Genomic DNA, 13,959 nt, shown 5'->3' with positions numbered 1-13,959 from the left:
CTGCGCTTCATGCCGCCGCCGCACCCGGGGGCGCCGAGGGGTCCGCGGGGGTGCTCGACGGCGACGGCGCCCCGCCCACGGCGGCGGGGACGAACAGCGGGCCGAGCCCCGGGAGGGCGAGGAAGCCCTCGGCGCCCGCGTAGAGCAGGCCGACCCGGGGCAGGTCGGCGGGGCTGCGGTAGGCGAGCACCCGCGGCAGCCACTGCGGCCCGAACTTCTCGTTGAAGTCGTGCAGCGAGCGGACCTGGAAGAACGGGTTGAGCACGCCCACCGCGCGCCGGGCCAGCTTCTGCGTCGCGGTGAACGGCACGTCGTCGGCGAACAGCCGGCCCCACATCGCGAAGTTCATCGACAGCCGCGTCACGCCGCGCTCGTCGAGCGCCGCGGCGCTCTTCGCGATGAGGAACTCCGTCATCCCGTTCGGGGCGCCGGGGTCGTGGCGCATGAGGTCGAGCGTGTAGCCGAAGGTCGTGCCGGTGGCCGGGCCGCCGTAGGCCGGCACGAGCCGCAGGAAGCCGCCGGGCACGCCGTCGGCATCGAGGGCGACGCAGAGCAGGAAGTCGCGGTTGGCGTCGGACCCGGTGATGTCCTGCGAGAGCGACATCGTGAAGCCGCGCTCGGGGTCCTTGCCGCGCCACTTCTCCGAGATCGCGTTGAGCGCCGCGACGAGCTTCGGCGACGCCGCCGACTCGGCGATCATCTGGAACCGGTACGAGCGCTCCACCCGCCGGACGGCCGCGCGCACGCTCTTGCGCTCGCGGCCCTCGAGGGTGAACGACGGGCAGTCGATGATCGCCTCGTCGCCCAGGTAGAACGACCGGAAGCCCCGCGAGGCGAGCAGGCCGCCGTCGGCCGTGTCCTCCTCGCGGGCGGCGAGGAACGCCGGGGTCCACGCGCGCTGGGCGCACATCGCCAGGAACTCGTCGACGACGGCCGGCAGCGACGCCTCGTCGCCGATCGGGTCGCCGGCGGCGAGCGCGTAGCCGCCCAGGTACGTGTACGCGATCATCGCGCGCCCGTCGGAGCCGAAGAAGAAGCTCTTGTCGTCGCGCAGGGCGAAGGCGGCGAGCGTGTCCCACCCGTAGGTCTGCACCAGGAGCCGCGCGCGGCTCCAGTCGTCCCGCGTGTGCGGGTCGCGGGCCGCGAGCGGCCGGAACAGCAGGATCAGGAAGACGACGAGCCCGACCACCCCGAGCGCGAGCAGCGCGGCCGGGAACGTCTCGGCGAACAGCCGCCGGTCGAAGGTGTAGGGCCCGTCGATCCCCACGAGCCCGCCGAAGATCGTCTCGAGGCCGCCCAGGAACGTGAGCTCGGGCGTCATCCGCCCGCTCTGCAGGCCCAGCGAGACGAAGCCGAACGCCAGCACGGCGGCCAGGTAGATCGGGACGAAGCGCAGCAGGCGCAGCAGGGACGGCGGGTCGGCCGGCGCGCGGAAGTTCTTCCGGGCGACGAGCAGCAGGACGAGCAGGGCGACGCTGATGCCGAGCCCGACCTGGTGCGGACCCTTGAGGATGTGCGCCACCAGCGCGAGCGCGGAGAGCCCGACCGCCACCCGCCACGCCGCCTGCTTGCGCTTGGCCAGCTGGTCGGCCAGCAGCAGCAGGAGCAGGCCGATCGCGGCCGAGAGCACGTGGCCGGTGACCGCGAACCACGGCGGGACGAGGTCGACGTTGATCCGGTCGCCCAGCCGCTCGTGGACGACCGGGACGTGCACCAGCAGGTGCAGCAGGCCCGCGAGCGCCGTCAGGCCGGCGATCAGGGTGACCACCCAGGGCCGGCCCGGGGGGCCCTCGTCGGTGGCCACCCCCGTCGCCGTGGTGGCGCCGGCGGTCGCGACCGCCATCGGGGCCGGCGGTGTCGCCGCCGCGAGGGCGGCGGCAGGCATCGGCGTCGGCGGCAGGACCGGCCGGTGGGCGCCGCCCGGGCCGCCGCCGGGTGGCGGGGCGAACTCGGGGCGCAGGGTCGGGAAGAGGATGACCTCGCGGATCGAGTCGACGCTCGCCAGCAGCATCACGAGCCGGTCGATGCCGATGCCCAGCCCACCGGTGGGCGGCATGCCGTACTCGAGGGCGCGGACGTAGTCGAGGTCGATGTCGCCGGCCTCGGGGTCGCCGTCGCGCTTGGCCTGCGCCTCCTCCTCGAAGGCCGCCATCTGCACGACCGGGTCGTTCTGCTCGGAGTAGGCGTTGCACAGCTCGAAGCCGGCGACGATCAGCTCGAAGCGCTCGCTGTAGGCCGGGTCGTCGCGGTGCGCGCGGGCCAGCGGGGAGACCTCGCGCGGGTAGTCGATGCAGAACACCGGTCCGACGACGTCGTGCTGCACGCGCTCGTCGTAGACCTCCTTCATCAGCCGGCCCGGGCCCCAGCCCTGCTCCCACGCGATCCCGAGGCGGTCGAGGGCGGCCCGGGCGTCGGCGATCGGCATGTCCGGGTGCATCACCTCGCCGGTCTTCTCGGCGATCATGTCGGCGAAGCGCCGCCGGGGCCACGGCGGCCGGAGGTCGATCTCCTGGCCCTGGTAGCGCACCGTGAGCTCGTCACCCAGGGCGGCGTGCGCGGCGGCCACGACCATGCCCTCGGTCAGGTCCATCATGTCGTGGTAGTCCGCGAAGGCCTGGTAGGCCTCGAGCATCGTGAACTCGGGGTTGTGGCGGGTGTCGACACCCTCGTTGCGGAACACCCGCCCAAGCTCGAAGACCCGCTCCATGCCGCCCACGATCAGCCGCTTGAGGTGCAGCTCGAGGGCGATCCGCAGGTACATGTCGAGGTCGAGCGCGTTGTGGTGGGTGACGAACGGCCGGGCCGACGCGCCGCCCTGGATGCTCTGCAGCACCGGGCCCTCGACCTCGGTGAAGCCCTTCTCCGCGAGGTGGTTGCGGATCGCGTGCACGGCGGCGTGGCGGATGCGGAAGATCTCGCGGGAACGCTCGTTGACCTCGAGGTCGGCGTAGCGCTGGCGGTAGCGCGTCTCGACGTCGGCGAGGCCGTGGTGCCCGCCGGCCGGGGGCCGCAGCGCCTTGGCCAGCAGGGCGCACTCGTCGACGCGGATCGAGAGCTCGCCGCGCTTGGTCGTCATCACCGTCCCGCGCACGCCGACCCAGTCGCCGCGGTCGAGGTCGTCGATCGCGACGTGGGCGTCGTGCCCGACGACCGCGGTGTCGACGAAGAGCTGGATGGTGCCCGTGCGGTCGCGCAGCGTCCCGAAGCTCAGCCCGCCCTGGCGACGCAGGCCCGTCAGGCGGCCGGCGACGTGGACCTCCTCGCCGGTGACCGTGTCGGGCGCGAGGTCGCCGTGGGCCACGCGGAGGTCGGCCAGCGAGTGGTCGACCGGCCAGCGGTAGGGCTCGGTCTCCCCCGCCGCGCGGCGGGCGGCGAGCTTCGCCGTGCGGATGTCCTGCTGGCCGAGGTGCGCGTCGTGGCCGTCGGCGTCGGGGCCGTCGGCGTCGGGGCCGACCGCGGTGTCCGGTGCGTCGGCGGGGGCCTCGTCGTGGGCGTCCGTGTGGGCGTCCATGTCAGCGCGCCCCCTCCTGCTCCCGTGGCGGGTCCGCCTTCGGGGCCTCGTCGTCCGGGTCGTGCTCGGGTTCGCGCTCGGGCTCGTTCGGGCGCCCCGCGATCGCCTCCACGACCGCGTCCCAGCGCCGGCTGTCCCGCTCGGGGAACCGCCGGCGGCTGCGCAGGGCCTTGCTCGAGCCCTCGGGGTAGCGCCAGCGCGCCCACGGCGAGGTGGGCCGGGCCAGGCGCACCGCCGCGAACAGGGCGAGCACGGGCACGAGCAGGCCGAGCAGACCCAGCAGCGGGCGTCCCTTGAACAGGGCCACGATCGCGAGGAGACCGCCGACGACGATCGTGCCCACCACGGCCAGGACCCCGTCGCCGGTCTCGGAGTCGAACGGGTTGACCCCGACCACGAGCAACGCCATCAGCGCGCCGACGACCATCACGGCGTCGACCGAGACGCGGCCCTCCCGCTCCCAGTAGACGTCGGAGAGGTGCAGCCAGAGCGCGAACTCGTCGAGCGTCAGCGCCGCGCCCGCCCCGAACGCGGCCGCGAGCACGTAGAGCCAGGGACCGTCGGGCTGGTAGGTGAACTCACCGACGCCCGCGATCAGCATGAGGAAGATGCCCCACACCAGGTGGTGGAGGTGGACGCCGCCGATCGCCTGGTTGCGGAACGGGCCCTTCCCGGCACGGATCAACCGCACGACCAGCCGCGTCCCGAGGAACACGACGATGAACGAGCCGAGCATCCATGCGGCGGCGGCCCGGGACTCGAGGTCGAGGCCCAGGTCGAGGTTCACGTCGGGACTCACGTCGGGGCTCCCACGGTTTCCGGTTCGGGCAGGGCGGCCGCCGACGAGCGCGACAGCGCCGCCGTGGCCACGATCATCAGGACGACGAGCAGACCGATGAGGCCCCACTCGAGGCCGTCGGCGCGCACCTGCTCGCCGAGCACGAGCACCCCGAGCGCCGCGGCGACGATCGGCTCACCGACGGTCACCGCCGGCAGCGACGCCGCGAGCGGGCCGGCCCCGAAGGCCGTCTGCTGCAGCAGCGTCCCGCCGAGCAAGGCGGCGACGAGTACCCAGGTCTCCCACGAGGTGATCAGGGCGAGCGGTCCCTCGCCCAGCAGGTCGACCACCGACTTCGTCAGCGCCGCCACCAGCCCGTAGGCGAGGCCGGTGGCCACCGCGAGCAGGGCCGCGCGCCGGGGACCGCGCTTGCGTCCCGCCAGGAGCACGCACAGGACCAGGAGCACGAGCAGCACCGCCAGCGACGGGAGCCACACGTCGAGCGGGGCCTGGTCGACGCCCGCGGTGGGCTCGCCGATCACGACGAACAGCGCCAGCGCGGCGACGAGCACGACGGCCCAGCGGATCTCGGGGCGCCCGATCCGCCGGCCGGTCAGGCGCGCCTCGAGGGGCAGCGCGAAGAGCACGGTGGTGACGAGCAGGGGCTGGACCAGCAACAACGACCCGACGCCGAGCGCCGCGGCCTGGACGACGAAGCCCCCGGTGTCGCCGACGGTGCCCGCCCACCAGCGGGGGGAGCCGACGAGGCGGGCGATCAGCCGACCGCCGCGCGCCTCGTCGTCGGGCACGTCGGCCGCCGCACCGCGCTGGGCCACGGAGGCGATCGCGAAGAGCAACGCGGCCAGCACCGCGAGCGCGCCCGCCAGGAGGGTCACCTCCGCGTCCGATCAGCCCACGTCACCGCGCCAGTGCATCACCGGGCAGGCACGCAAAGCGACAGGATCTTCGCGTCGTCACCCGATCGGTCCAGAGATTCTGGATCATGCTGTCGGTCATGTGACAGGTGGTGCCCGGACGCTCGGCTCACCGGCCCACGATGCCGCGTTTGCGAGGATGTCGCGGATGCGTGTCCCCCTGGCGATCGCGGCCACCGCCCTCCCGGCCCTGGCGCTGGCGTTCCTCGGGTCCTCGCACCCCGCGATGCTGACCCCGGAGTCGGCGCCGTGGTGGCGAGACCTGCACCTCATCGGGATCGTGCTCTTCCCGCTGCTGGCGCTCGGCCCGTGGGCGGTGGTGCGGGCGTCCCGCCCCGTCGGGCCCGTCGGCTGGGTGCTCGAGGGCGTCACGGTCGTCCTCGGCTTCGTCTACGCCGCCTTCTACACCGCGCTCGACGTCCTGGCCGGCGTCGGCGGGGGCCACGAGACGATGCGCCTCGGCCCCGGCCCCTGGGTCGCGTCGCTGTTCGAGATCGCCGACGTGGTCACGGTGCCCGGCGTCTACGCCTACCTCGCAGCGACGGTGCTCGCCGCGGTCCTCGCCCTCGTGCGGGCCCCGGGCGCCTGGCGCCTGCTCGCGGCCGTCGGTGCGCTGTTCGCCGTCGTCGGCGCCTGGTCGTTCCTCACCAGCCACATCTACTACCCCTACGGCGTCGCGACGATGGTGATGCTGGCCCTCGGCCACACGCTGCTCCTCCTGGCCGCGACCCGGCGCCCGGCCGTCCGGCGCCACCGCGCGAGCCCCGAGCGGCCCGCCGAACGGCCGCTGACGACGCCGTGACGACCGGCCGACGCCGTGACGACCGGCCGACCGCCTCGCGCGCGGCGCCTGGACGGAGTACTCCGAGCGCGCCGGGCCGACCGTCACCGACGAGGCGTTCACCCACGCCGGTGAACAGTTCGTCGTCGTGGTCACAGAGGCGCCGTCGCAGGTGGCGACCCAGCGTCCGCGGGGTACTGGGCTCTCCAGAGGCCACGAACGCTGATCCGTAGGGAGGCACCGAGGACGCCGCTCGGCGTTCGAAGTGCACCGTCTGTCGCCGATTCGTTGCTCCTCGTAGACCCCGGAGTGTGCGGCGACGAGCGGGAAGGGCACAGTCCCAGGCGATGACCTCCACGGCCGACGAGCGAGTCGGGGGCGGGAGCCAGGTCGATCTCTCGGCCGGGACCCACTCCGCCGATCGCCCCACCGCGGTGATCCCCTCGGCCCAGGGCCGGGTGCGCCAGCCCAGTGACGGCTCGCGGTTCCGACCCGAGATCGAGGGCCTGCGGGCGATCGCGTCCCTGCTCGTCGTGATCTACCACGTGTGGATCGGCCGGGTCTCCGGCGGCGTGGACGTGTTCTTCGCCCTGACCGGCTTCCTCGCCGCGGGCCAGCTCGTCCGGGCCGCCGAGCGCGGCGGCATCGACCTGGTGACCCAGTGGGGCCGCACGCTGCGCCGCCTGGTGCCCCCGGCCGCCGTGGTCCTGGTCGGCACGATGATCGCGAGCCTGGTCTTCCTGCCGGAGTCGCGCTGGCCCCAGGCGATCCGCGAGGTCGTGGCCTCGGCGTTCTTCGTCGAGAACTGGCGCCTGGCCGCCGACGCGGTCGACTACTACGCCTCGCACAACACCGCGAGCGTCGTGCAGCACTTCTGGTCGCTGTCGATCCAGGGCCAGTTCGCGATCGTCTTCCCCGTCGTGATCGTCGTGGCGACCCTGGTCGCCCGCCGGGCCGGCATCGCCGCCCGCCCCGCCGTCGCCGGCCTGCTCCTCGCGATCACGGCACTCTCCCTCGCCTGGTCGATCCTGAGCACCGCGAACGACCAGACCTACGCCTACTTCGACGCCCTCGCCCGCATCTGGGAGTTCACGCTCGGCGGGCTGCTCGCGCTCAACCTGCACCGCCTGCGCCTGCCGGACTGGGCCGGCGTCGCCCTGGGCTGGGCCGGTCTCCTCGGGCTCGCCCTGTGCGGCACGGTGCTCGACGTCGAGGGCGGCTTCCCCGGCTACCTCGCGCTGTGGCCGGTGCTGTGCGCGGTCGCCGTGATCGTCGCCGGCGACACGGCGCACCGCTTCGGCAGCGCGCGGTGGCTGTCGTCGCGCCCGATGCAGTACCTGGGCAGCATCAGCTTCCCGCTCTACCTCTGGCACTGGCCGGTGCTCCTGCTGGCCCAGGCCGCCGACCACCGCGAGGAGCCCGGCCCGGTCCTCGGGCTCGTCGTCGTGCTGACCTCGCTGGCCCTGGCCGCCGCGACCCGGCACATCGTCGAGGACCCGCTGCTGCGCCGGGCCCGCCGGGCGGGCGGCCGCCTCGTCGACCACCGGCTGGCCGTGGTCGCGCTGGTACCCGTGCTGGTCCTCGTCCTCGCCTGGCACGCCGTCACCGCCGCCCGTACGACCCCGTCGGGCGTGGTCGGGGACACCGATCACCCGGGCGCGATGGCGCTCCAGGCCGGCTTCGTCGACCGGGGATCGCCCGACGCCGACGTGATCCCGCCGGCGGTGTCGGCCTACGAGGACTGGGTGGAGTACGAGAACGACTGCACCGGCGTGCCCGCCGCGCCCGCGCTCGAGCGCTGCACGTACGTGCCCGCCCCGGACCCGAACGCGCGGACGATCGTCGTCGTCGGCGACTCTCACATGCAGCAGTTCCTGCCCGCGGTCGCCCCGATCGCCCGGGAGCGGGGCTGGCGGGTCGACACGCTGATCCGGCCCGGCTGCCCGCTGTCGACGACGTCGGAGTCGAACATCGGCGAGGCCGACTGCATCACCTGGAATCAGCAGGCCCTCGCGGCGCTCGCCGCGGCGCGCCCCGCGCTGGTGGTCGCGCAGGCCACGCACAACGTCCGGCCGGGACGGACCGAGGCCACGCCGCCCGGCATGGTCGAGGCGTGGGACCGGCTCGCCGACGCCGGCGTGCCCGTGATGGCCGTGCGGGACAACCCGCGCTTCGACTACGCGCCGCCGAGCTGCGTCGACAACTACGGCCGCGGCGCGCCCGAGTGCGACGTGCCCCGCAACGAGGTCTACCCCTTGGCGCCGCCCGTCCCGGCCGGGATCCCGTCGACGGTCTCGGTGCTCGACCTGGCCGACAGCCTCTGCCTGCCCACCGTGTGCCCGCCGGAGATCGGCCGGGTCACCGTCTACCTCGACGACAACCACCTGAGCGCCACCTTCACGGCGTCGCTGGCGCCGACGGTGGGACGGCGCGTCGCGTCCCTGATCGGGCCGTGACCGGCACCTCTTACCCTGGAGGTGGTCCGCCCGTCCCCGGCTCGCCGCCCCGATCCCTCAGGGAGCCCGTCCGCATGACCGATGTCGCCACGCTCTCGACACCCCGCGACGCCGAGCCGGCGGGCGAGGGGAGCCGCCTGGTGGTGGGCCGAGGGCTGTTCGCGGGTCCCCTCCCGGAGGTCCCCGACGAGCTCTACGTCGAGGTCCTGCGCGGACGGGCGGAGCGGCGGCGGCGGCACGTCCGCGTCGGCGCCTACAGCCACGTCGGCACCAACACCTACTTCGGCCGCTTCCCCGCGAGCTACTGGCAGCGGTGGACGGCCGCCACCGAGGTGCGGTTCGAGGGACGTACCCGCGGCGCGGGCCGCGTGATGCTGCGGGCGTCGGACACCAACGGGGTCCCGCGCACGCTCGCGGTGCACGATGCCCAGGCCGAGGACGTGCGTCTCGCCGCGCCGCTCGACCGCTTCCTCGACGGCGGCGGGCTCTGGATCGAGATCGTCACCGACGACGACGAGCTGGTGCTCCACGACGCCCGCTGGACCGTGGCGGCCCCCGCGAACGACCGCGGCGCCTCGGTCGTGGTCTGCACGCACAACCGCGCCGACGACTGCATCGCCACCCTGCAGGCGCTCACCGACGAGCACGACGTGCTGGCCCTCCTCGACGAGGTCGTCGTCGTGGACCAGGGCACCGACCGCATCGACACCCGCGAGGGGTTCGCCGACGTGGCCGCGCGCCTCGGCGACCACTTCCGCTACCTGCCCCAGCCGAACCTCGGCGGGTCCGGCGGCTTCACCCGTGGGCTCTACGAGGTCGTCGAGCACGGGTCGCGGCCGGACGTCGACGTGCTGTTCATGGACGACGACATCCGCTGCGAGCCCGAGGTGGTCGTGCGGCTGGCGGCGTTCGGGCGGTGCGTCGCCGACCCCACGATCGTCGGCGCCCAGATGCTCAACCTGCTGCACCCGACCCAGGTGCTCGCCGGCGCCGAGTACGCCGTGCTCACCGACCTCACCAACGGCCATGTCAGCCCGGGCGCGGTGGGCGAGTCGGACGTGACGGACCATTTCCCCGACGGCACCAAGAACGTGCAGGACCGCCGGGTCGACGCGGGGTACACCGGCTGGTGGTCCTGCCTCATCCCGTCCGAGCTGGTGCGTCGCGCGGGCTACCCGCTACCGCTGTTCTTCCAGTGGGACGACGTGGAGTACTGCTACCGCGCCCGTGCTCACGGGGTGCCGACCGTGACGCTGCCGGGCGCCGGGGTGTGGCACGCGGACTTCCCGTGGAAGGACTGGGACGACTGGCACCGGTACTTCAACCTGCGCAACGCCATGATCACCGCGGCGCTGCACTCCCCGTTCCCGATCCGGCACGTCACCGGGGTGCTGGCCGACCTGCTCGGGCGCTACCTCGTCTCGATGAACTACGGCCTGGCCGCCACGCTCATCGCGGCGGTGGAGGACTTCCTGGCCGGCCCGCGGGTGCTGGACGACGGCGGTGTCGCCGCCGTCGGCGCGATCCGGGCCCGACGGGCGGGACACGGTGAGACCGTCGCCCACCCGGTGACCGACGCCCCCGGCCTCGGCCCCACCGAGATGGAGATCGTCCGTTCCGGCCCGGAGCCCACCCGGGACCACCTGGTGATGGCGAAGCGCCTCACCCAGCAGTGGCTCGGCCGCACCCCGCGCCACGGCGGGCTCGTCGGCGCCGGCGAGGCGTACTGGTGGCACATCGGGCTGTTCGACGAGGTCGCCGTCACCGACGCCGGTCAGGGCGGCGTGCGCGTGCGTCGCCGCGACCCGGAGGCGCTGCGGTCGCTGGGCCGCGACGGTGCCCGCGTCCTGTGGCGCCTGGCCCGCGAGGGGCGCGGCGCCGTGGAGGCCTGGCGCGCCGCCGCACCCCGGCTGACCGACGCGGACAACTGGCGACGGCTCTTCGCGGGCGGCTGAGGCTCACCGCGGCGGGGCGCACGCCGGCCCGTCGAGGGCCCGGCAGTCCGGCGTCGTCGCGTAGTAGGCGATGAGCTGGTCGGCGCCGAACGGCGGCGGCCGGCCATGACGGGCGTCGAGGAGGTAGAGCAGGGCGAGCGTCCGCGTCCCGCCCCAGCCGTCGCCGACCTGGGTCACCGTGAGGCGCCCGGCGCGCAGCGCGGCGTCCAGGTCCGCGAGCGTCGACGTCGCGGTCGCACCCGGGGCCACGGGCAGGGGCCAGTCGGCGGTCATGACCCGCTCGCCCCGGGCGAGGTCCTCGCGCCAGGCGGCCAGGCCGACCGCCATCGGTGCCGCCACCGCGGCCACCGTCGCGGCGACGAGCAGCGCCGTCCACACCGGCCGCCGACGGGCGAGCACGTCGACCGCGACGCCGCCCAGCAACCCGGCGACGATCGCGAGCGCGACGATCCGCCGCGCGCCGGGCACACCGCTCGAGACCGCGTAGAGCCCGACGGCTCCCGCAGCGACGAGCAGCCACGGGCACACCGCGCGGAAGCGGCCGATCGCGGCCACCAGGGCGCCCGCGGCGAGCACCGCGGCGGGCACGACGCCGCCGAGGACCGGAATGCCCGTGGCGTAGTAGTAGGACGAGCCGGAGCGCACCGCGTAGGACCCGATCTCCGCCAACCGCGCGCCGACGGCGCCGAAATCGATCCCGTCGCGCCCGCCCCCGGTGACGACGACCCCGCCGTTGCGCCACCAGGCGAGCGGGGCGGCCACGACGCCCACGCCCGCCGCGATCCCCAGGACGGCGAGCAGCGCGTCGGTGGGTCGCCGGACGCGGCCGAGCAGGACGACCACGACCGCGAACGCCCACGCCAGGCCGGCCGTGTACAGCGACACCGACGCCCCGGCGAGCACGCCGCCCAGCGGCCACCACCACCGTCGCGAGGTGGCGACGTACAGGGCCGCCATCCCGGCCACCGCGTCGAGCGGGGTCTCGATGGCCACCCAGGCCAGCGAGGTCACGCCGGGCACCAGGACCACGAGGACGGCGCCGAGGGTGGCCGCGGTCGGCCCGCATCCCAGCCGCCGGCGCGCGACGACGTAGGCCAGCGGGGCGAGCAGGGCCGAGGCGAGCGCCTTGGCCGTGCGCGGGGAGAAGAGCGTGTAGTCCCCGAGGAGCCCGGTGACGTGCCCCGTGAGCGCGTAGAAGAGCTGGCCGCCCGCGTTGGTACTCCACACCGAGGGTTGCCAGTGCAGGGCGAGCGCCAACGCGTCGCGGTGGGCGACGGACGCCTCCTCGCCGGTGAGCACGCCCTGGGCGGTGGGGCCGGCCGCGATCCAGAGGAACCAGGCCGCGGCGCCCACGGTGAGGGCGAGGCCCAGGAGGACGTCGACGACCGCGACGGGACCGGTGGTGCGGTTCCCCCCGCTGCTCACCGACCGATCATGACACGATCGGTGGCCCCGTCAGGTCCTGCTCAGGCCGGGGCGGCGCGGGTGACGTAGAGGCGCGAGCCCCAGCGCGGGCCGGCGCTGGTGTCCTCGTCGGCGGCCAGCATCTCCGCCCCGCACTCGGCCACCAGGGCGCGGACCCCGGCCTCCGGCGTGCCGTGCATCTCCATGCCGCGCCGCAGTCGCCGGGCGAGCGGGGCCGGCAGCGCGCGCAGGGCGAGTCCGGCGGCGTTGCGGGCCGGGGCGGTGGGCATCTGGAACACGACGTACCCGCCGGGCCGCACGATCCGGTAGAACGCCCGGACGTAGCGGTGCGCGAGCTCGGTCGGCATGTGCTGCAGGACGCGGCAGGTGTAGACGAGGTCGGCCGAGGCGGGCTCGACGACGTCGAGGTCCGGGCCGGTCGCGAGGCGGAAGTCGCACGCCGGCGCGTCGACGATCTCGCGGGCCTTCTCCAGCATCGTCGGCGAGATGTCGAGCCCGACCACCTCGGCGAACCCTGCCGTGGCGAGGCCGTGGGACAGCCGTCCCGCGCCGCAGCCGAAGTCGACGGCGCGGCCGCGGGCCGGGTCGGCGCCGAGCTCGGCCAGGCGGCCCAGGAGCGTCGCGATCTCGGTGGCGCCGGTGGCCAGGAACTCGGCCGGCGTCCACCCACCCCCGGCCTTCTCCCGGTCGGTGAGGACGGCCCACATCGGATCCTCGCGCCCGAGGCGCGTCCAGGTCCGCGAGACCTCCTCGATCCCGGTGCTCGGGTCGATACCCAACGGTTCCTCCGGCGGAGTCGGTGTGACCGACGGGCTCAGCGCCCGCCGGCCTTGGCGAAGACGGCGTCGTACGCGTCGAGGACGGCCTCGACGCTGTAGCGCGCGGACGCGGTGGCGGCGCCGTGCGCGGCGTCCGGCGGGTCGTCGCGCAGGCGGGCGAGCGCGGCGGTCAGCCCCGGGACGTCGCGGGGGGCCACGACCTCCCCGAACCCGGTCTCCTCGACGACCGTGCGCACCCCGGGCAGGTCGCTGACCAGCGCGGGCACGCCCGCCATCATCGCGACCACCTGGACGATGCCGAACGCCTCGAAGGCGTTGACCGACGGGAGCGCGAAGACGTCGAGCGAGGCGTAGAAGTCGTCGAGGTCCTCCTCGGGGATGAACCCGAGCATCGCGATCCGCGGGTCGTCGCCGATGTGGCGCCGGACCCGCTCGGCGACGCTGCCGCCGGCGACGTCGAGGTAGTCCCCGCCCACGAGCAGCCGGGCGTCGGGGTCGTCGAGGGCGAGGAACGCGTCGACGAGGTGCTCGACGCCCTTCTCCTCGACGATGCGCCCGAGGAAGCCGACGTGGAGTCCCTCGCCGCGCCGGAAGGTCGGGCGGCCGGCGCCCCGCGGCGGGCACGGCGGGGGCACCGCGACCATCCGGCCGTCGATCGCGGACCACATCCGGCTGTGCCGCGCGTAGTCCTCGCTGGACACCACCGCGGCCGCGGAGCGCCGCAGCGCCACCCGGCTGGAGAAGTCGATCGCCCGGTGCTGGGCGGCGTTGACGAGCCGGCGCACGAGCGGGCCGTCACCGGTCGGCAGGGAGACGTCGCAGTGGTAGGTCGACACCACCGGCACCGGCGAGAGCCGCGCCAGCAGCCCCGCCTCGACCAGGGGGAGGTGCAGGTTGACCACCGTCGAGCGAGCCATCTCCCGCAGCGCGAGCCGGGTCAGGTTGAGCCCGATCGTCCCCTTGCCGACCTTGGCCAGCACCGGAGCCCGGATCACCTCGACCCCGTTGACGAACTCGTGCGTCGCGAGCTCCGGGTCGTGCTTGGAGGCGACGACACACACCCTCCACCCGCGCGCCGCGAGGCCCTCGGCGAGGTCGCGCGCGACGTTGGTGAGCCCGGAGACGTAGGGGCTGTAATAGGTCAGGACGATGCAGAGGTCGTGGTGCGGATGCTCGTCCATCACCCTCCTCGCCAACGTTTCCGGGGGCCGTCCTGGCAGCTCGTCCCGCCCGGACACTGTAGAGGCCGCGATCGGCGCCACGGCCGACGGGCGCGCCGGGACGGGACCCGTGGCCCGATCGGTACACGCGCGGGCAGGTGGTCGCCGGACGCGCCGCC

9 protein-coding genes are annotated in these 13,959 nt (G+C 74.6%); 3 read left to right on the top strand and 6 right to left on the bottom strand.

Going from position 1 to position 13,959, the window contains the following annotated elements; all coding sequences use genetic code 11:
- Nucleotides 1-7 precede the first annotated feature (7 nt).
- The 3 genes from lysS to PH191_RS22965 are packed head-to-tail and all read right to left on the bottom strand — an operon-like array spanning nt 8 to nt 5,185.
- Complete coding sequence (lysS, locus tag PH191_RS22975) at nt 8-3,511, bottom strand: lysine--tRNA ligase (protein ID WP_274196955.1); 3,504 nt, start codon at nt 3,509-3,511, stop codon at nt 8-10.
- Nucleotide 3,512: 1 nt separating this feature from the next.
- Nucleotides 3,513-4,310: a hypothetical protein gene (locus PH191_RS22970; RefSeq protein ID WP_274196954.1), complete on the bottom strand. Its 798-nt coding sequence runs from the start codon at nt 4,308-4,310 to the stop codon at nt 3,513-3,515.
- Nucleotides 4,307-5,185 (bottom strand): DMT family transporter, encoded by an 879-nt coding sequence (locus PH191_RS22965; RefSeq protein ID WP_274196953.1) that lies wholly within the window; start codon nt 5,183-5,185, stop codon nt 4,307-4,309. The genes PH191_RS22970 and PH191_RS22965 overlap by 4 nt, the downstream gene beginning before the upstream one ends.
- Nucleotides 5,186-5,372: 187 nt before the next feature.
- Between PH191_RS22965 and PH191_RS22960 the strand changes: the two genes are divergently transcribed.
- The 3 genes from PH191_RS22960 (at nt 5,373) to PH191_RS22950 (ending at nt 10,416) form a co-directional block, all read left to right on the top strand.
- A complete protein-coding gene (locus PH191_RS22960) occupies nt 5,373-6,026 on the top strand; it encodes a hypothetical protein (protein WP_274196952.1) in 654 nt (217 codons plus the stop codon).
- 326 nt (nt 6,027-6,352) lie between these two features.
- The gene (locus PH191_RS22955; protein WP_274196951.1) at nt 6,353-8,461 is read left to right on the top strand and encodes an acyltransferase family protein; all 2,109 of its coding nucleotides are present in this window, start codon (nt 6,353-6,355) and stop codon (nt 8,459-8,461) included.
- Between the two features lie 74 nt (nt 8,462-8,535).
- The gene (locus tag PH191_RS22950; RefSeq protein WP_274196950.1) at nt 8,536-10,416 is read left to right on the top strand and encodes a glycosyltransferase; all 1,881 of its coding nucleotides are present in this window, start codon (nt 8,536-8,538) and stop codon (nt 10,414-10,416) included.
- Nucleotides 10,417-10,419: 3 nt separating this feature from the next.
- Here PH191_RS22950 and PH191_RS22945 read toward each other — a convergent pair whose 3' ends face one another.
- From PH191_RS22945 to PH191_RS22935, 3 genes are read right to left on the bottom strand one after another with little or no spacing between them, the layout of a single operon-like run.
- The gene (locus tag PH191_RS22945) at nt 10,420-11,841 is read right to left on the bottom strand and encodes a hypothetical protein (RefSeq protein ID WP_274196949.1); all 1,422 of its coding nucleotides are present in this window, start codon (nt 11,839-11,841) and stop codon (nt 10,420-10,422) included.
- Between the two features lie 41 nt (nt 11,842-11,882).
- Nucleotides 11,883-12,620: a class I SAM-dependent methyltransferase gene (locus PH191_RS22940; RefSeq protein WP_274196948.1), complete on the bottom strand. Its 738-nt coding sequence runs from the start codon at nt 12,618-12,620 to the stop codon at nt 11,883-11,885.
- Nucleotides 12,621-12,655: 35 nt separating this feature from the next.
- Entirely contained in the window at nt 12,656-13,801 is a 1,146-nt protein-coding gene (locus PH191_RS22935; protein WP_274196947.1) for a glycosyltransferase family 4 protein, read from the bottom strand.
- Nucleotides 13,802-13,959: the final 158 nt, after the last annotated feature.

Source organism: Actinomycetospora callitridis (assembly GCF_028737265.1).
Classification (GTDB): domain Bacteria; phylum Actinomycetota; class Actinomycetes; order Mycobacteriales; family Pseudonocardiaceae; genus Actinomycetospora; species Actinomycetospora callitridis.
The sequence above is the reverse complement of the archived record's forward strand: the minus strand, read 5'-3'. Positions and strand labels throughout refer to the sequence as shown.